The organism is Elizabethkingia miricola (assembly GCF_001675285.1).
GTDB classification, from domain to species: domain Bacteria; phylum Bacteroidota; class Bacteroidia; order Flavobacteriales; family Weeksellaceae; genus Elizabethkingia; species Elizabethkingia miricola.
The window spans coordinates 288,205-307,845 of the sequence record NZ_LSGQ01000003.1; the positions used below are offsets into that span (position 1 = coordinate 288,205).

The window sequence follows — 19,641 nt, forward strand, 5'->3', positions numbered from 1 at the left end:
TGCTAAAGAAGATTTGAAAAATTCGCAAGTCAGATTAAAATACTACTGTTGCCTTTCAAAAAAGAATCTTGTGCTTTGTAATTTCTATGTATGTTTTCACTGGTTATGAATTTTTAGTATTAGTTTAATAAAAATAGGTAATTAATATTATTTACGAAACTATATTATTAGATAAAATTATAATATTTCAAAATTGATTCCTTACGGAAAACCGTATTTATGTAAAATATTATTTAAAAGCACAAAAAAACCGCTCTGTTTCCAGAACGGTTTTTTTATTTATTGCGTCGGTCGCCGACCGTTACATCATTCCTGGCATACCACCACCCATTGGCATAGCTGGTTCGTCTTTCTTCACCTCAGTGATTACACACTCAGTTGTAAGAAGCATACCTGATACAGAAGCTGCGTTTTCAAGAGCAACTCTTGTTACTTTAGTAGGGTCGATGATACCTGCTTCCAACATGTTTACATACTCGTCAGTTTTAGCATTGTATCCGAAGTCACCTGTACCTTCCGCTACTTTAGCAACGATTACAGAACCTTCACCACCTGCGTTAGCAACGATTTGTCTCAATGGCTCCTCGATCGCTCTTTTTACGATTTTGATACCTGTAGTTTCATCAGCATTAGCACCAGTAAGGTTGTCTAAAGAAGAGATAGCTCTAACTAAAGCAACACCACCACCAGCAACAATACCTTCTTCTACAGCAGCTCTTGTTGCGTGAAGTGCATCGTCCACTCTGTCTTTTTTCTCCTTCATCTCAACTTCAGAAGCAGCACCTACATAAAGTACAGCAACACCACCAGCTAACTTAGCCAGTCTTTCCTGAAGTTTTTCTCTGTCGTAGTCAGAAGTAGTAGTCTCCATCTGAGCTTTGATCTGTGCTACTCTTCCTTTGATTTTAGCTTCTTCACCACCACCGTTTACGATAGTTGTGTTGTCCTTGTCGATAGAAACTTTCTCAGCAGTTCCTAACATATCTAAAGTAATGTTTTCCATAGTGAAGCCTTGCTCTTCAGAGATCACCTGTCCACCTGTAAGGATAGCGATATCTTCTAACATAGCTTTTCTTCTGTCACCAAATCCTGGAGCCTTAACAGCAGCAATCTTAAGAGAACCTCTTAGTTTGTTTACTACTAATGTCGCTAAAGCTTCACCTTCAACTTCTTCGGAGATAATTAATAGAGACTTACCACCTTGTGCAACCGGCTCAAGAACTGGTAATAATTCTTTCATAGAAGAGATTTTTTTCTCAACTAAAAGGATATATGGATTGTCTAACTCAGCAACCATTTTCTCTGGGTTGGTTACGAAGTAAGGAGACTGGTATCCTCTGTCGAACTGCATACCTTCTACAACGTCTACAGTTGTATCAGTACCTTTAGCTTCTTCTACAGTGATTACCCCTTCTTTACCTACTTTACCGAAAGCTTCAGCAATTAGAGTACCGATAGTATCATCATTATTTGCAGAAATAGAAGCAACCTGCTCGATTTTTTCTGAAGAATCTCCTACAGACTGAGACTGAGATTGTAGGTTTTTAACTACAGCTACAACAGCTTTGTCAATACCTCTCTTCAAGTCCATTGGGTTTGCACCAGCAGCTACGTTCTTAAGACCTTCTCTTACGATAGCCTGTGCCAATACAGTTGCGGTAGTAGTACCGTCACCTGCGATATCATTAGTTTTGGAAGCAACTTCTTTTACCATTTGCGCTCCCATGTTTTCTACTTTGTCTTCAAGTTCGATTTCTTTAGCTACAGAAACCCCGTCCTTTGTAACGTGTGGTGCACCGAAAGATTTTTCGATTACTACGTTTCTACCTTTAGGACCTAATGTTACTTTTACTGCATTTGCTAATGCATCAACACCTCTTTTTAGGGCGTCTCTTGATTCAATATCGAATTTAATTTCTTTTGCCATTTTTATTTAGATATTAGATGTTAGAAGTCAGATATTAGACACTAACATTATTTTTAAATTAATTTTTATATAGAAAAGCTATCTGCCAGAAGCCAATAGCAATAAGCCTTATCGCTTATCCAATGATTCCTAATAAATCAGCTTCTCTGATGATTAAGTAGTCTTTTCCTTCCAGTTTTAATTCAGCACCAGAGTATTTTCCGTAAAGTACTTTATCTCCAACTTTTACAGTTAACGGCTCGTCTTTTTTACCGTTTCCAACAGCTACAACTGTTCCTTCTTGCGGCTTTTCTTTTGCAGTGTCCGGGATAATGATTCCTGAAGCAGTTTTAGTTTCTGCAGCGATTGGTTCTACAAGAACTCTGTCTGCTAATGGTTTGAAGTTTACTGACATAATTATCTTAATTTTTTTGATTTCTGGTTTAGTTTTCTCCAACAATGTGCCAAGTTGATTATTGGTTGCAAGTTGCAAGTTGATGGTCAAAAATTGGCAGAGTTTTTTTCAGGATAAGAAATTTTGGCAGAAAAAATGAAAATGAAATTTTAAGATCCGAACCAGAAAGGCATAAATCTGCCCGGGGATTTATTCACAATATATCATCAGGATATAAAAAATATAAACGCAAGGAACGCAAAGTAATATATAATAATTGTGGATATTTTACGAACGCAAAGGCATTTCATTCAGCCAAGATTTAAAGATCATTGCCAGGCATGAGTAACTCAGTGCTCCATGCGTTAAAATTATAATATCAACACAAAGGCACAAATTACAGCATATCGAGAGTATGTTTTAAAGGCACAAGAAAATCAAAGATTTTCAGAATTAGATATACACACTGAATAAACCTCAGGGGTCATTGCTAAGCGTTAGCGGCTTTGCGTACTTTTCGATTAAATAATTTTTACCACATAGTTTTTCAGGAATATTGTGCTATGTACCTATGTGATTTAGAAATTAGAATAAACCACAAAAGACACAAAAGATAATGTTAATATGTTATGGTTTTTAGGATACAAAGATTTCACCTAAAGGTAAAATTACTTCTACCATTTTAGAAATTAATAAAGTTATGTTCTTATTAACCTTTGCTAAGCGCTAGCGGCTCCGCTCTCTTCAAAACGTAATAAATGCTCAAAAAATCTTTGCGTACTTTGCGATTAAATAATTTTTACCACATAGTTTTCAGGGATATTGTGCTATGTCCCTATGTGGTTTAGAAGTTGGAATGAACCACAAAAGGTACAAAAGATATATTGCTACCGTTTAGTTTTCACCACATAGATACATAGTTTCCATAGCATTGAATGAAGGTATCTTCGATACTAACATAGAATACATAGCTGATGTGTGAAAATTTATTTCCTATGTAAAACTTTATTTAGAATTATTAGCTATGTATCTATGTGGTTTGAAAATAACCATAAAAAAGCCTTATCACATAGGTAATAAGGCTTTCAATCATATTAATTAATAATTGGTCTTGGCTATTTCTTTGCGGCCTGCATTGGATTCATGACACCGTTTGCAGCACCTCGTGCCTGATTTTGTTTCGCTTTGAAGATGCTAAACTTGCTGGCTTCAGGCATTGCACCCCAGTAGTTGTTGGAGGTGTCGATATCTGCTGTTTCCAGCATTGGGTCCAATTGTATAGATTTTACTTTCTTGTTGAAGAAGTAAGTTTTGGATGCTTTCTGCTCGTTGTGTCTCCAGATTTGTGCTGAAGCTCTGTCTGTGGTTTTGGAACCATCTTCAAAAGTAAATTCCACAATCAGCGGCATTACCAGTCCACCTTTGTTGGCGAAGTCTACCTGGTAAGCGTAAGTATCTTTAAACTGTTCTTTGTCTTTTCCTGTCAGGTTTTCAGATGCCGGCGTTTTTACTTCGAAAGTCTTGTTAGGATCTACTTTTTCCATACCTCTGTCGTATCTCCAGTAGAAATCCTGTGCTTCCTTATCTTTATCAGTGTAGAAAGTAATCTTCTTGTCCTCGCGGTTTCTGACTTTTGAAATATCATCGAATACCGGAAGTTCAGCTTTGGCAACTTTTACAGAAGTAGATTTCTCCATAGATTTTGTATCGGTGTCAGCTTTTGCAACGCTTACTTTTTCTATGGCGATATCTACAGGATCTGTTCCGTAGAACCAGCCTCTCCAGAACCAGTCAAGGTCTTCAGCACTGGCATCTTCCATTGTTCTGAAGAAATCTGCCGGAGTAGGGTGGCGGAAAGCCCATCTTTTAGCATAGGTTTTAAATGCTTTATCAAAAAGCTCACGCCCCATAATGGTTTCTCTAAGAATATTAAGTCCGGTTGCCGGCTTGGAATAAGCATTAGGACCAAAACGGGTAATATTTTCGGAATTGGTCATAATAGGTTCCAGCTCGTCTTTCGGAAGTTTCATATAATCGACAATAGTATGTGCCGGACCTCTTTTAGAAGGGAACTTATTGTCCCAAAGTTCTTCTGTTAAATATTCCACAAAGGTGTTAAGTCCTTCATCCATCCAGCTCCATTGGCGCTCGTCACTGTTTACAATCATTGGGAAGAAGTTGTGTCCCACTTCGTGGATCACCACACCAATCATCCCGTTTTTAGTCGCTTCGGAATAAGTGCCGTCTTTTTCTGCTCTTCCGTAGTTGAAGCAGATCATAGGATATTCCATTCCGTTGGAAGCTTCTACACTTTGTGCTACAGGGTATGGATAAGGAATGGTAAAATCTGAATAGGTTTTAATGGTGTGTGCTACAGCTCTTGTGGAGAACTTGCTGTAGATAGGATAAGCTTCTTTTCCGTAGAAACTCATACACATTACCTTATTATTGTTCTCGGCGATAACCTGTGGCATAGCATCCCATACAAATTTACGGGAAGATCCCCATGCGAAGTCACGTACATCATTGGCTTCAAAGATCCAGGTTTTTCTTTCTTTGGATTTATTTTTCTCCGCTTTTTTAGCTTCGTCCAGTGTAACGATTTCTATCGGTGCAGTAGCGCTTTGTGCCTTTTGCCATCTTTGTTTCTGTGCGGATGACATTACCTGGTCGTAATTTTTACATTCGCCGGTAGCACCTACAACATGGTCTGCAGGAACATTGATGCTTACTTTGTAATTACCGAAAGGAAGTGCAAATTCACCACGCCCTGTAAACTGGTGGTTCTGCCATCCCTGGAAATCGCTGTATACACACATTCTCGGGAACCATTGCGTCATGGTGAAAAGGTAATTGCCATCTTCCGGGAAGTATTCGTATCCGCCACGGCCGCCATCTTTCATACGGTCAGAAATGTTGTAGTTCCAGTCTACTTTAAAGACTATTTTTTCTCCTTTCTTCAGAGGTGTGGTAAGGTCTATACGCATCATGGTTTTGTTGATGGTATATTTTAGCGGACTGCCATTAGCATCCGTAACTTTTTCTATTCTTACACCATAGCCATTATCTTTTATCGGATATTCCGAAATCTTCAGTTTGTCTGCAGTAACAGCCTGTGGAATCGTACTGGAGAATTCGAAGCCTGCATTGTTCACAGAGCTGTGCTCGTTTTCATCCAGCTGCAGCCATAGATAATCTAAAGTATCGGGTGAGTTGTTGTAGTAAGTAACCGTTTCCGATGCTTTCAAATGCTGCTTATCTTCGTCTAAATAAGCGTTGATATTGTAATCTGCACGTTGCTGCCAGTATTTTTCACCTGGTGCGCCGCTGGCAGTTCTGTATACATTGGGAGTAGGAAGTATGGTTCCTAGTTGTTCGAATTTGTTTCCGTGATTGCTGCCCGGATTGTTCTGAATATTCTGTGCAAAGGCACCAAGGCTGCAAAGGGATAATAAATACAAAGACTTAAATTTCATGGTCGAAATTATTTTTATTTCAAAGGTATAAAAATGCAGGTGTATTTTCTGCAAAAAGGAATGAACTTTTTTACAGAATTATTTGATATTTGTTTTATTAAGTATTAAAATCTTTAGAGCTTGTTTGAATTTTATAGTTAGTACTCTTCGACAGGCTCAGAGTGACAATGCCTGTCCAAAAGAGCTTCCTTTTAGTAGTGTCAGGCTGAGTTGAGTTTATAGTGAGCCTGACGAACTATCGAAGCCTTATATTTTTTTTTGACTAAAATTCAAACAGGTTCTTAAAAAGGAATTCTTTCTAAAGCCATCTGCAGGGATAATGCAAATACACCGGAGGAGACAAACATAATCCAGTTTTTACGATCCAGCTTGAAGATAGTTGTTAGTAAAAACAGAATAATAAGAACGGCAAGTACCACAACAATCTGTCCCAGTTCAAGACCTATATTAAAACCTAATAACCCTGTCGCAATGCTTTGTTCTTTGGCCAGCGTTATCCGGATAGAATTGGCAAAACCCATTCCGTGGATGAGCCCAAAAAAGAGTGCCAGAGAATAGTTGAGTTTCATTTGCTTCTGAACATTATTTTTACCAAAAATATTAATCAGTGCAGTAATAGCTATGGTACACGGAATAAGAAATTCTACCCATGCAGAAGGAACTCTAAGGATATCGAAAACACTTAGCGCCAGTGTAAGAGAATGGCCAATTGTAAATGCAGTAACCAAAATCAGTACTTTTTTGAAATCCTGTATGGTATACACTGCGATTAGTACCAGAATAAATAACTGATGATCCAGTGCGTCTTTACTAACAATATGATCCCAGCCCATCCTGAGGTAAAACATAAAATCGTTCATGGCGTCGTTTTTGCGAAAATATTGATTATTTTTGAATTAGCTTAACAGCAAAGCCTCTTAAATACGAATAATTATAAATGTGTGCAGATGAAAATCTTTTTTAGGATCTTTTTGTTGATTTCGGGAATTTTGTTTTTTTCTTCTGCAAAAGCAAAAGATGTTCATCCTTATCATGTAGGCTCTGTAGAATTCAGTTACAATGCCAAATCCCAGACTTTTGAGATTACCGGAAAGTTTTTCATAGACGATATGGAAAATGCGCTGGATAAAAAGTATGCGAAAAAAGTGTTCTTTAATAATCCGAAATTTAAAAGCGATATGCAGGCTCTGCTGCAGAAGTATTTTGAGGAATACCTGAAACTGAAAGTAAATAACAATCAAATCCGGATAAACTTTCTGGGCTACGAAGAAAATTCAGAAGCTGTAGACGTCTATCTGGAAACCGAAAAAGTGGTGAATCCAAAAAAAATAGAAACAGCAGTAAGCATACTGTACAATTTATTCGACGACCAGATGAATATTATACATATTGTAGTCGGCGGACAAAGAAAGAGTACTAAATTGTTGTACCCTGACCGCTACCAATATCAGCAATTTTAAACTTTCAGATTTTCTATGTGATTTTTCAGATCTGGGAAAAACTCATCATAACATTCTTTCAGGAAATCTTTTTCTTCCATAAACGAATTGAAAACCGGAATATCCTTTTCCAGATACCTGGCTTTGTTCAGAACATTTTGCAGGCTGTATTTTATTCCCCAATCATATCGGTAGTTGAAGAGCCAGTCATCGGCTTCCATTTTAGGGAGGATGTGGAGAAATCTTTCCGGAAGTATTTCTTCATAATTCCACAATGTATTGTATACATGCTTTGTATGTTTCTTCCAGTCGGTTTCGTCATGTATTGCCGTATCATTGGCAAGAAAGTAATCCATGCTGACATCTACAAAAGCACCGGAATATAATCTGACCAAAGGCTGGAAAACTTTTTTGGCCTTATGCGTAACAGGATGCTGGTCGGTATAGGTGTCAATTTCTCTGTGGATAATAATGCCATTTTGTACTTCTACAGGAAGTTTTTCCCGGTCGGCATTTCTAACGTAGTCCGCAATCATATTGCCCACAATTTGTCCATCGGAAAACGATAAATAGGAATGAGCAAGGAGATTCATCTTTATTTTATTTGAGTAAAGGTAGCGAATTTGTTCAGAATAAATTATAAAGGTCTTTTCCGAGCAGCTTAAAGGAATGGTCTAATTCTTTACACAACATTATGAAAGTTGTTTGGTAATTGTTGTTTAAACGCAAAATTCGTAAAGGTTTTTTGGGCTTTTATTACGTTTTGAAGACCGCAAAGCCTAATACTTTTAAACCACATAGAAACATAGCTAATAATCCCTAATAGGTTTTACATAGGAAAATAAATTTCCCCACATCAGCTATGGAAACTATGTATCTATGTGGTGAAAACTAAACGGTAGCAATATATCTTTTGTGCCTTTTGTGGTTTATTCTAACTTCTAAACCACATAGGGACATAGCATAAGTATCTTGGGTGAAAATTTTGTGGTAATAGTTTAAACGCAAAGTTCGCAAAGGTTCTTTGGATATTTATCATGTTTTTAAGTCCGCGGAGCCACTAACGCTTAGCAACGACCTCAAAGTTTTAAAATCTTTGATTCTTTTGTGCCTTTGTGTTGATGTTATAATTTTAGCGAAAGGAACGTAAAGAGTTTTAATGTTTCCGGTTTGTTTTCCGGAAGTCCGTATTGAAATAATCTGAAGCTTCTTTTATAGCGGTTTCAATGGAGTGATACTGCACATTGAGTTCCGTTGCTGACTTGTGATTGGTATAATAATTTTCAATACACAGCGATTCCATATTTGGCGTGCACAGATCCGTCTTAATATTCAACTTTCTTAGCAGATCTCCGAAAAGGCCTGCTATTCTCAGAACGAATCCGGGGACTTTTACCATCAGAGGATTCTGGTTGTTTATTGTATTCAGTTTCTGAAAGAAATCTTTATAGCTTATATTCTCATTGCAGGCGATGTATTTTTCACCGTTTTTAGCATGGATTATCGCATTGATAATGGTTTGTGCAACATCTTTTACATACACGAAGTTCTTTCCGCCCGGTGGATAGAGAATAAGCTTTTTATGAAGTCCCATCAGGATAATCCTGCCTGAGCTGGGTTTGGTGTCAAAAGCGCCAAGCATAAAAGTGGGGCATATGATGACAGTTTCTGTAGCATTGTTTTGTTGGAGGAGATAATCTTCCGCAGCTTTTTTACTCAAAGCATAAAAAGATTCTGTGAATGGGAATTTCATCGGTTTGCCTTCATTGCCCAAACCGTCTGAATCTGAAAATCCGGAAGTATTAGCGGTACTTACGAAAATAAATTTCTTTACATCTGATTTTACAGCAGTTTCATATAAATGATGTGTGGCTTCGTAGTTGGTTTTATAATAGTCTTCATACTGAAGTATATTTTGCCTGGTTTCGGCAGCAATGTGGATAACAATGTCGATATCAGAAAATATTGTGGAATAATCATCGAAGAGATTACCTTTTAATAAAGTGAGATTTTCATTTCTGGTGCCTGTAAAGCTATCGGGATTCCGGATAAGTCCGGTAACTCTGTAGTTCTGTTCCAAAAGAAGATTGACAAGATTGGTGCCCAGAAGTCCGGAAATGCCGGTAATAAATATATTCTTCATTCTTTTAACGAAGCAGTTCTTGGTGCTGCTTTTTTGTGTTCAGTATATTGTTCCAGAATCTCTTTTTTACTGGCTTCGGAGATTAGACGTGTTTTTAACCAGTCCGGAGCATAATTCATCACCAGCCAGCTTAGTTTGTTCAGGATAATTAGTGATCTGCCTTTTAATAATTGCGTTACACATACTCGGGCATTTCTCTCCGGTGTCGACATCAGGAATTTTCCCAGGGCTCCTTGTCTGTCTAGTCTTTCGGTGTTTTCCACAGTTGTTTTCATGGGGCCGGGATGTGCTACACTTACCAGTACATTTGTATCTTTTAGTTCATACCTCAATCCTCTGGAGAAAGAATGTACAAAGGCTTTGGATGCAGGATAAACTGTTTTATAGCCAATCGGTGCTAAAGCTGCAATACTGGAAATATTTAGAATATATGCTTTTTTCTGACGGATGAGGTTGGGGAGGAGCAGATGGGTGAGCAGGGAAGTAGCAGTTATATTCAGTTGAATAATTTTGCTGATGTACTCTGTCCGCGCTTCTGTAAACTTCATGGAACCGCCAAGACCTGCATTGTTAATAAGAATATAAACTTCAAAATTCTCATTGACCCATTGGGCGAGTTCCATAATATTTCCGGTAATACAAAGATCCGTTTCGTACGCAATGGCTTCGATTCCAAAATCTGAAATCAAAGTCTGACAGAATGAATCCAGCCCCTGATTGGGAAGACTTATCAAAACAAGATTGATATGCCTTTTAGCTAATTCCAGAGCAATGTGTTTTCCCATTCCCTGGCTGGCTCCTGTTACAATTGCATATTTGTTTTCAGACATTTTTGTAATTGGTTCTGCATCATTTGTTTAGATGCTAAACAAATATAAATTATTTTTTTATTGCAATAGTCGGAGGGAACTTAAAAAGATGCTTTGTCTGTATTATAAATCTTTTAAACAGATGTGCATAAGTGGTGGGAGGAATGGCGGGTAGTGACATTTTTTTAATATTTGGTTAGCCAAATGTACTGCCGGCAGGTATTCCAAAAGCCCTTATTTATAAAACGGAACTATATAATAAAGGCTTGTAATAATGATGATTGGATTATATAATAGTGCGGTTTTATAAACCGGTATGTAGTTTTCTTGTTCCTAAATTACCTGATTAGGATTTTATATAAATATTTTCGGCTACAACTCTTTGATTGATTACTGTCTTTACACTGACTGTATCAGGTTGATGGCTGTATTCAAAATCTACATGATGTTTCGGAAATTTATTCTCAGCCAGTATATGTAATGTAATTGAGTTGTCTTCAATTTTTGATTTCAGCTGAACGGGGAAATTGTAAGGATTGATAAACTGCAAATCCCGGAAACCATAAACAACAGTGCTGTCTGCACCTAGTGGAATATAGCGTTCATCTTCTTTATAGATATCTATAGAATGATGGTGGCGTTCGGTAATAATAAATCCTGTTTTTAAAGCGGCATAATATAACAGGGATGAAAACTGACAAATCCCACCACCAGTATCCTGGGATAGCTTTCCGGCAACAAGATTCCGTCCCTCCTTAAATCCATTTTTTTTGCTGGCTTTACCTGTAGATTTCCAAAAAGAGAAGTATTCACCAGGATAAATTGTAATACCTTCCAGTTTTTGCTGAACAATTCTCAGGTTATGAACTTTGTTTTCGAAAAAGGGACTGGGCATTATTGTAAGCGTCAGCGCTGTCTGAATATCCCCAATATCTTTTATGTGAATAACGGAAGCATATTTTTTATTCTGAAGCGTATCCAGAAGTTTTCGTTTCAGAAGGTATAACTGAATTTTAAGAGAGTGTGGAATATATCTTTTGATGAACTTCATGAAGGTTTATTGAGTTTTTTGTAAAACAATAATCTGATATGAAGCCCACTTTTTCAGAAAGGAGCGGCAAAGCCAATTGTCCAGAGGAAGAAATAATCTGCGTAAAGATTTTGGAATGCGGTGTACCGGGAAAAATAAAATTCCATGGGTCTCGGTAATAGCCCATTGATTCCTGAATAAAAATTTAATTTCCTCAGGGTTAAAACTGTTATAAGCATGCCAGCTTTCTGTAGAAGCATGATTTTTTCTCCGTCTTTTAACGGGAAAATCAAAAATTAAAAATCCTTCTGGTTTCAGTTTTTGCCAGGACTCCGAAAGGAATTGTTGCGTTGTTTCTCTGTCCTGATGCATGATGACATGAAAAGAAAAGATACAGTCCATGCTTTCATTTTCAAACGGGATGCCTGTAATGTTTCCTACGGTCAGGTTCTTATAAGGGTATTTAGCTTTAGCCTGTGACAGCATTTCTTCACTAAAGTCCACACCAGAGGTCGCAAAGTCTAATAATCTGCCGGTCCCGCATCCAAGATCCAGTGTTTTGTTCAGCCTTTTACGCTTATGAAAAAAGGATGTCAGAAATTTCCGTTCCTGAGCATCTATATACTGACCATAAGAATTGCTGAATCTGTTTTCGTCATAGGTGCTGGCCAGCTGATCGTAATATTTTTGAATAGCTTTCTGGTGCATAATTATAACGGTTTTTCAGGATAGCTGTTTAAATTTCCTGTATCGGCAGAGTCGGATTCTTTCTGATTTTTCCTGAATTCAGAAGGTGTTATTCCCATTATCTTTTTGAACATCGTATTGAAGGCTGTTTTTGAATTGAATCCTGATTCAAAAGCGATGCCTAAAACAGACATTTTATAATAAGAGTCACTTAATAATAATTCCTTGGCATGTGCTACTCTGTATTTATTAACAAACTGAAAGAAGTTTTCATTAAAACCATTGTTCAGCAGATAGGAGAGCTGATGCGTACTGATGCCGATAAGTTCTGAAAGTTTTAATAAATTGAGATCGCCTTCCAGGTAAGGTTTTCCGTCCTTCATTAATGTTAGTAACTTTTCTTTCAGGCTTTCAAAATCTTCATCCGGAATTAATTTTTTCTTTTCTGCTTTTTCTTCAGATTCTGGTTCTATAGATAACAATTCTTCCAGCTGCATTTTGCTTACAGGATAGATTTCTTTTTGTCGCAGAACATGATAAAAAGTACTGTAAACAATAAATAGGAACAATAAATCCATTACAAGATTCTGATGCATTTTGTAGATAAACGTATTAAAAAGTTCGTAGCAAACAGTTATGATAATCGTTATAAATAACAGGAAGCTTAGCTTAATAAGCCACTGCAGGTTGATGCTTTCAGTATTGGAGGAAATGATTTCAATTCTTTTCTGGTGTTTCCTTATCTTATAATAGATAATGCCAACATAAGGAAGGTTGTGGGCAATTACAATAAGCATTGCAAGGATATGTAGTATTTTGTTTTCCTCAGAGTTGAATAATACAATTAAGTAAATAGCAGGAATAACAAAGCATATTAAATCTTTTTTTCCGAATTGGTAATTGGGATTGATGAAAAATACAACGCTGAAGAATAAGAAAAGAGGGGTAAATATTAATACAGAATAGACTGAGAATATTAATATGGGGCCAGGTGAAAATCCACAAATTGTCAGAATGTCCAAAATCCAATAGCCGGACCATAAGAACAGGAATATTCCGAAAGCAAAATTTGCCTTCTTATTAACGTTCATAGGATTTGACAACAGAGTGAATGACTGCAAAACCAGACTGCCGTATAGCAATACAAGAACAAATTTCTGAATATTTTCAATCGGCATTCTGATGTTGTTTTAATTATTTAAAATAGTCTTTCGTGGAAATCTTCGATTTTACTGACTTCTTCAATCTTTATCGCAAATTTCCGTTTAGGTATTTTATTCAGATTGGAAACGTAGATTTTATCATATCCCAGCTTTTCGGCTTCTGTGATCCGGTGTTCAATCTGGGGAACAGGCCGTATTTCTCCACTAAGACCTATTTCTCCTGCAAAGCAATACTTCTCGGAAATAGCAATATCTTCATTGGAAGACAAGATAGAGGCTACGACAGCTAAATCCAGTGCCGGATCATCTGTTTTAATACCACCGGTTATATTCAGGAACACGTCTTTCGATCCAAGTTGGAAGCCTGCGCGTTTCTCCAATACTGCCAGAAGCATATTCAGTCTTTTTGCATCGAAACCAGTGCAGCTTCTCTGTGGAGTACCATAAACAGCGGTACTTACCAAAGCCTGAATTTCCAGTAGCATTGGGCGGTTTCCTTCCAGGGTTACGGCTACCGAGTTACCGGACAGCTCTTCAAATTTTTTGGTAATCAGAATTTCAGAAGGATTTTTAATTTCTTTCAGGCCCTGAGATATCATTTCGTAAATACCAATTTCGGAAGTGGAGCCAAAACGGTTTTTATTAGCTCTTAGTAATCTGAAAAGGTGATTTCTGTCGCCATCGAAATTTAGAACTACATCTACCATATGTTCCAGTACTTTCGGACCGGCAATTTGTCCGTCTTTGGTGATATGACCTACTAGAAATACCGGAGTATTGGTTTCTTTGGCAAACTTTATAATTTCTGAGGAACATTCCCGAATCTGAGAAACTGTTCCCGGTGAGCTTTCTATAAGACTGGAATGTAATGTCTGTATAGAGTCCAGAATCATAAACTGTGGCTGCAGCTTTTTCGCTTCATGCAGAATTTTATCCACAGAAGTTTCTGTAAAAAGGAAGCACTCCGGATTTTGGAGGTCAGTAAGACGGTCTGCACGCATTTTAATTTGTGAAGCACTTTCTTCTCCGGAGACATACAAAACACGCTTGCGCATTTTTAGTGCCAGCTGAAGCAAAAGGGTAGATTTCCCGATGCCTGGTTCACCACCAATTAAGGTAACAGAACCCAGTACAATTCCACCTCCCAATACACGATTCAGTTCGTCGCTCGGAGTTGCAATTCTTGGTTCTTCCTGAGCGTTGACCTCAATAATGTTAATGATATGTTGTTTCTTTTCTCCGGAATAATTTTTTGAAGTCGATTTTTCAATAATTTCTTCAACCAAAGTATTCCATTCTCCACAATTTTTGCACTGTCCGTGCCACTGCGGATATTGAGTTCCGCAATTTTGACAGTAATATGCCGTTTTGACCTTTGCCACTTTTTATCTCTAAACCTTTGATTAATACTGCAAATTACAATTTCATTTTCAGTTTTTGCCAAAAAAGTTTTGCTGAGGAATGATTTTGGTGAAGGTGTAATGGCAGAGAAAATAAAGACTTGTTTTATAAAGGGCTGATTAATTGATTTTTAAATCAATTGCATTTCACGTTGCCCAATTGGATGAGAACCTTTAACTTTGCACAAACCTAATCTAATGAGTAAAAAAGCTACAAAATACATCTTCGTCACCGGTGGTGTAACATCTTCTTTGGGAAAAGGGATCGTTTCTGCGTCCCTTGGTATGTTGTTGAAAGCCAGAGGTTACAATGTAACTATTCAGAAACTGGATCCGTATATTAATATCGATCCGGGAACTTTAAATCCATACGAACATGGAGAATGTTATGTAACAGAAGATGGTGCTGAAACAGATTTGGACTTAGGGCACTACGAGCGTTTCCTGAATTCACCGACCAGTCAGAACAATAACGTTACGACAGGTAGAATTTACCAGACTGTTATCGATAAAGAAAGAAAAGGTGATTTCCTGGGTAAAACTGTACAGGTAATTCCTCATATCACCAATGAAATCAAGCGCAGAATTAAAATTCTTGCAAAAGAAAATTACGATATCATTATCACTGAAATCGGTGGTACTGTAGGTGATATCGAATCTCTTCCTTATATAGAAAGTGTACGTCAGCTTCGTTGGGAGCTTGGTGAAACCAATTCTATGGTGATTCACCTGACACTTCTTCCATATTTAGCATCCAGTGGTGAGCTGAAAACCAAACCTTCTCAGCACTCTGTACGTCAGTTAATGGAGTACGGCGTTCAGGCAGATGTTTTGGTATGCAGAACCGAACATAAAATTCCAAAAGATCAGCGTGCTAAATTAGCACAGTTCTGTAACGTAAATCAGGCAAATGTTATCGAATGTCTTGATTTACCAACAATTTATGAAGTTCCGTTAGAGCTGCATAAGCAAAACTTTGATGAGGTTGTATTAACTGAATTGGCATTGCCAACAACCAATACACCTGATCTGAAAGACTGGAAAGACTTCCTGAAAAAATATAAAAACCCTAAGAAGAGTGTAGAAATTGCTTTGGTAGGTAAGTATGTAAGCCTTCAGGATTCTTATAAGTCTATTGCCGAGGCATTTATCCATGCAGGTGGCTCTATGCAGACTGAGGTAAAAGTACGTTGGGTATACAGTGGAGATATCGAAAGCGGAGATGTTGCTGAATTGCTAAAAGGTGTAGATGGTGTATTAATAGCACCTGGATTTGGTGACAGAGGTATTGAAGGTAAAATTGAAGCGGCGAAATATGCCCGTGAAAACAATATTCCGGTATTGGGAATTTGCCTTGGTATGCAGATTATGACGATAGAATTTGCAAGAAATGTTTTGGGTCTTAATAATGCCAACAGTACCGAGTTCGATACAAACGCTGAATATCCGGTAATTAACCTGATGGAGGAACAGAAAGATGTTACCGAAAAAGGAGGTACAATGCGTTTAGGTGCATGGAAATGTGCTGTGAAGGCTTCTACTAAGCTTTTTGATATCTATAATTCTAAAAATATTTCTGAGAGACATCGTCACAGATACGAGTTCAACAGTGATTATACTTCTGATTTTGAAGCTAAAGATTTTATTCCTTCAGGTAAGAATCCTGAAACAGGATTGGTAGAAGCTTTGGAATTGAAAAGTCATCCATTCTATGTAGGTGTTCAGTATCACCCGGAATACAAAAGTACTGTAGCAAATCCACATCCTTTATTCAAGGCATTGGTAGAGGCTGCTGTAAAATTTCAAACAAAAAAATAATTTTTTAAATGCAACAAAATAATGGTGTAGGCAAAAGCCAACTGATCAGTTTTGCGGTTTTTTCATTAATCCTTATGGGGGTTATGTTTTACTTCCAGTCGAAGCAAAAACCTGAAGATCATGCAAAAACTCAGGTGACACAGTCTGCTCAGAAATCAAATGCTGCACAAATGCAGAATAATGCCAATGCGGCAAGTATTCAGAAAGTACAGTTGAAGAATGATTTACTGACAGTTGATTTTACAACGCTTGGCGGACAAATTTCTACGGTAAGACTTAATAAGTTCAACGCTTTTGATGAAAAGACAAAAGACAAGCCTCTTTTGTTATTTGCCAATAACAATGCTGATTATGGCTTCCAGTTTAAAGACAAATCCGGAAAAGTAATTAATACCAAAGACTTAGTCTTTAATGCAACAGCTAATGGCAACGCTATTACAATGCAGGCGAATGTTGGAGCAGCTACAATTCAGTTTGTCTATACCTTATTAGATAAGTATACTGTAGACTTTAAAGTAAGAACACAGGGACTTTCTCAGTTAGTGTCTGATAACAAAGCTGAGTTTGTATGGAACTATAATGTTCGTGAGGCTGAAAAAGGACGCTCTCAGGAACAGACACATACAGAGTTTGTTTACGCTTTCAATAACTATAAAAGTTATGATTATGATTCGAGAGGTGATATGGATGAAACCAAAGAAAACCTTAACTGGATCGGTGTAAAGCAACAGTTCTTCTCTGCAGTAATTGAAGCTCAGAATGGTTTCAAAAACTCTAAAGGTAATCAGGAAACAATTGAAAAAGGTGAATACCTGAAGAAATTCAATTATAACGGGCAGGTTGATTTGGCAGCAAATGAGCTGAATCAGGATTTTAAATGGTATTTCATGCCATTAGATCTTAATCTGTTAAAGTCTTATGATAAAAACTTTGATGAAATTCTTCCTTTTGGATGGTCTTTCATCGGAAGTTTAAACAGATGGTTCTTTATCCCTGTTTATAACCTTCTTTCATCTTGGGGTATTGCTGCAGGATGGGTGATTTTCTTGATGACAATTGCGGTGAAGATTATCCTTTCTCCAATTATGTACAAGCAGCATAAGCTGAGTGCTATGATGCGTGTGATTCGTCCGGAAATTGAAGAGGCTCAGGAAAAGTATAAGAATGCTGATCCTATGAAGAAGCAACAGGCAACAATGGAAGTCTACCGAAAGGCTGGTGTTAATCAGTTTGCAGGGTGTCTCCCGGGTTTGGTGCAGATTCCGATCTTCTATGCTTTGTTCCGATTCTTCCCGAATATGTTAGATCTGAGAGGTAAGAGTTTCTGGTTTGCAAATGACCTTACAGCATATGATGACTTAATTAAGTTGCCATTTAATGTTCCTTTCTTAGGAGAGCACCTTAGTGTTTTTGCATTGGCGTGTACGATTGTAATTCTTATCTATACAGTGATGACTGCGGGTAATATGCAGCAGCCTACTCAGGAGGGAATGCCAAATATGAAGCCATTAATGTATATCTTCCCGGTTACATTCCTGTTCTTCCTGAACTCTGCAGCATCAGGTTTATCTTGGTACTACTTTGTATCCAACGCTATTAACATTGTAATTATCTTAGTCATCAAGTATTTCATTTTGGATGAAAAGAGAATTCATGCTCAGATTCAGGAAAATAAGGCTAAGCCTAAAAAAGAAGGCCGTTTCCAGGCAAGAATGCGTGAAATGATGGAAAAAGCTCAGGATCAGCAAAAGCAGATGGAGCAATTGAAGCAACAAAATAAGAAGAAGTAAACTTCTTACGTATAAAATATATAATAAAGCCTCGGTACACGTACCGAGGCTTTATTTTTTTAGTCACATTCTTTTGGAGGTGGTTGGTTTGGATCCGGGCATGGTCTGCCGCATACACATTCCATTCCCCCTGTAATCTGCCGTAGCCCTTTTTTGTCCAAAAGTTTTGCATTAGCAAGTTTTGAAAACGTTTTCATATTGTGATATTTAGTTGGTTGTAGATCAAATATAAAAAAAAATAATCACTATTAAGTGATTATTTTTTTATCTAAAGTAATTTAAAACTCATTCTGTGATAGGGTGTAGTGCCAAATTCCCGGATAGCGTCTCTGTGTGCTTTGGTAGGATAGCCTACGTTTTTGGCCCAGCCATATTGTGGATATTCCTCATGTAACTTTTCCATTAACCGGTCTCTGTAATCTTTTGCGAGAATAGATGCAGCAGCAATACTTAATACTTTGGAATCTCCTTTTATTACACACTGATGAGGTATATAATTGTAGGGGTGAAACCGATTGCCATCTACTAAAATAAATTCAGGGCGTACTTTCAATTGATCCAGTGCTAAGTGCATGGCATGGATACTTGCATTTAGAATGTTATGTTTATCTATAAACTCCGGAGGCAATTCTGCAATCGCATAATCACGAGCATTTGCTTTGATATATTCAGCGAGTTCTTTTATGGATGTTTTTGACAGGGTTTTAGAATCTTTAACAAATAAATTGTTAAAATTTTCATCTAATATAACGCTAGCTGCCACCACAGGACCTGCTAAACAGCCTCTTCCTACCTCATCACAACCTGCTTCGGTATATTTATTTTGCCAATTTTTCATCAAATCCATAATTTATTCCTTTTTAGGTGCGTGTTTTTTATTAATACTTCAAATATATTGAATTATTTTAAAAAAAAATAATCTTTTGGTGATATTATATGAACCTTATGAGTCTTATAATTTATAAATAATAATTTGATATCAAACGGGCAAGCAATAGTAATTTAGTAAGAAGTTCTTAGTTATATTAAAGTATTTATTAATAGTAACAGTATCGCTTATAACTAATAGATTTTGTAGTGTGATTTGCTCTACTACTTATTCTAATTAATTGTGTGAATATTGTGAAAGTGATTTAGGGCTGATATTTTGTTGAAAATGAATTTACTTCCTTCTAGTATCAGTAGTATTTGGAATAAAAAAACTAAACGATAGAATGAAAATTATAGATATATATTGTTTAATATGTACGTATATGTTTTTTTGTTGATAGTTTTGATATGAATATTTTAATTATTTTTATTGTTTTGTTTTATGATGTCTTGTGTTTAATATGTTAATTTGTTATAATTAATTTTGTTTTAGTATTGTTTTTATTTATATATGATAATATTTAATTGTTTATAATATTATTGTTTTTTTATTTTAATTTACTATTTGTTTATTTTATTTATATTATTACATTTATTTTATATTTATTTATTAGCGATTATTGAATATATTTTAATTTATAAAAAAAATGTTAATTTTTTCTTTTGTTATGTTAATTAAAATTCACATATTTGAAACAGTGAAAAATTAATTTGAT

16 protein-coding genes are annotated in these 19,641 nt (G+C 36.7%); 3 read left to right on the plus strand and 13 right to left on the minus strand.

The window, feature by feature from the left end:
• Positions 1–301: 301 nt before the first annotated feature.
• The 4 genes from groL to ATE49_RS04305 form a co-directional block, all read right to left on the minus strand.
• Entirely contained in the window at positions 302–1,927 is a 1,626-nt protein-coding gene (groL, locus tag ATE49_RS04290; protein ID WP_024568375.1) for a chaperonin GroEL, read from the minus strand.
• A gap of 115 nt (positions 1,928–2,042) precedes the next feature.
• Positions 2,043–2,321 carry a co-chaperone GroES gene (locus tag ATE49_RS04295; protein WP_024564629.1) on the minus strand — a complete coding sequence of 93 codons (279 nt, stop codon included), beginning with the start codon at positions 2,319–2,321 and terminating at the stop codon, positions 2,043–2,045.
• Positions 2,322–3,415: 1,094 nt separating this feature from the next.
• The gene (locus ATE49_RS04300) at positions 3,416–5,776 is read right to left on the minus strand and encodes a M1 family metallopeptidase (protein WP_065081197.1); all 2,361 of its coding nucleotides are present in this window, start codon (positions 5,774–5,776) and stop codon (positions 3,416–3,418) included.
• 281 nt (positions 5,777–6,057) lie between these two features.
• Entirely contained in the window at positions 6,058–6,636 is a 579-nt protein-coding gene (locus ATE49_RS04305) for a HupE/UreJ family protein (RefSeq protein ID WP_034866410.1), read from the minus strand.
• 87 nt (positions 6,637–6,723) lie between these two features.
• On the opposite strand from ATE49_RS04305, the gene ATE49_RS04310 reads away from it, so the two are divergent.
• Positions 6,724–7,236: a DUF6702 family protein gene (locus ATE49_RS04310; RefSeq protein WP_034866413.1), complete on the plus strand. Its 513-nt coding sequence runs from the start codon at positions 6,724–6,726 to the stop codon at positions 7,234–7,236.
• On the opposite strand, the gene ATE49_RS04315 is transcribed toward ATE49_RS04310, so the two are convergent.
• The 7 genes from ATE49_RS04315 to radA all read right to left on the minus strand — a co-directional run bounded on the left by ATE49_RS04315 (position 7,233) and on the right by radA (position 14,429).
• The gene (locus ATE49_RS04315) at positions 7,233–7,808 is read right to left on the minus strand and encodes an acyl carrier protein phosphodiesterase (RefSeq protein WP_065081198.1); all 576 of its coding nucleotides are present in this window, start codon (positions 7,806–7,808) and stop codon (positions 7,233–7,235) included. The two genes, ATE49_RS04310 and ATE49_RS04315, sit on opposite strands and share 4 nt — an antisense overlap.
• A gap of 563 nt (positions 7,809–8,371) precedes the next feature.
• Positions 8,372–9,358, minus strand: coding sequence for an NAD-dependent epimerase/dehydratase family protein (locus ATE49_RS04320; RefSeq protein ID WP_065081199.1), 987 nt, complete (start codon positions 9,356–9,358; stop codon positions 8,372–8,374).
• Positions 9,355–10,188 carry an SDR family NAD(P)-dependent oxidoreductase gene (locus tag ATE49_RS04325; protein WP_065081200.1) on the minus strand — a complete coding sequence of 278 codons (834 nt, stop codon included), beginning with the start codon at positions 10,186–10,188 and terminating at the stop codon, positions 9,355–9,357. The genes ATE49_RS04320 and ATE49_RS04325 overlap by 4 nt, the downstream gene beginning before the upstream one ends.
• 325 nt (positions 10,189–10,513) lie before the next feature.
• Positions 10,514–11,218: a VanW family protein gene (locus ATE49_RS04330; protein WP_065081201.1), complete on the minus strand. Its 705-nt coding sequence runs from the start codon at positions 11,216–11,218 to the stop codon at positions 10,514–10,516.
• Between the two features lie 6 nt (positions 11,219–11,224).
• Complete coding sequence (locus ATE49_RS04335; protein ID WP_065081202.1) at positions 11,225–11,905, minus strand: class I SAM-dependent DNA methyltransferase; 681 nt, start codon at positions 11,903–11,905, stop codon at positions 11,225–11,227.
• Positions 11,906–11,907: 2 nt separating this feature from the next.
• Positions 11,908–13,062: a helix-turn-helix domain-containing protein gene (locus ATE49_RS04340; protein ID WP_065081203.1), complete on the minus strand. Its 1,155-nt coding sequence runs from the start codon at positions 13,060–13,062 to the stop codon at positions 11,908–11,910.
• Positions 13,063–13,082: 20 nt separating this feature from the next.
• On the minus strand, positions 13,083–14,429 hold the full coding sequence (gene radA / locus ATE49_RS04345) for a DNA repair protein RadA (RefSeq protein ID WP_059156859.1): 1,347 nt from the start codon (positions 14,427–14,429) through the stop codon (positions 13,083–13,085).
• A 216-nt stretch (positions 14,430–14,645) separates the two neighbouring features.
• Here radA and ATE49_RS04350 point away from each other — a divergent pair, with 216 nt between their 5' ends.
• Positions 14,646–16,265: a CTP synthase gene (locus tag ATE49_RS04350; RefSeq protein WP_065081204.1), complete on the plus strand. Its 1,620-nt coding sequence runs from the start codon at positions 14,646–14,648 to the stop codon at positions 16,263–16,265.
• 8 nt (positions 16,266–16,273) lie between these two features.
• The gene (gene yidC, locus ATE49_RS04355; protein ID WP_059343612.1) at positions 16,274–18,055 is read left to right on the plus strand and encodes a membrane protein insertase YidC; all 1,782 of its coding nucleotides are present in this window, start codon (positions 16,274–16,276) and stop codon (positions 18,053–18,055) included.
• A gap of 59 nt (positions 18,056–18,114) precedes the next feature.
• Here the strand turns inward: yidC and ATE49_RS04360 are convergent, their stop codons facing one another.
• Entirely contained in the window at positions 18,115–18,252 is a 138-nt protein-coding gene (locus tag ATE49_RS04360) for a bacteriocin leader domain-containing protein (protein ID WP_065081205.1), read from the minus strand.
• Positions 18,253–18,323: 71 nt separating this feature from the next.
• Complete coding sequence (locus tag ATE49_RS04365) at positions 18,324–18,902, minus strand: ribonuclease HII (protein WP_065081206.1); 579 nt, start codon at positions 18,900–18,902, stop codon at positions 18,324–18,326.
• Between the last annotated feature and the right edge of the window lie 739 nt (positions 18,903–19,641).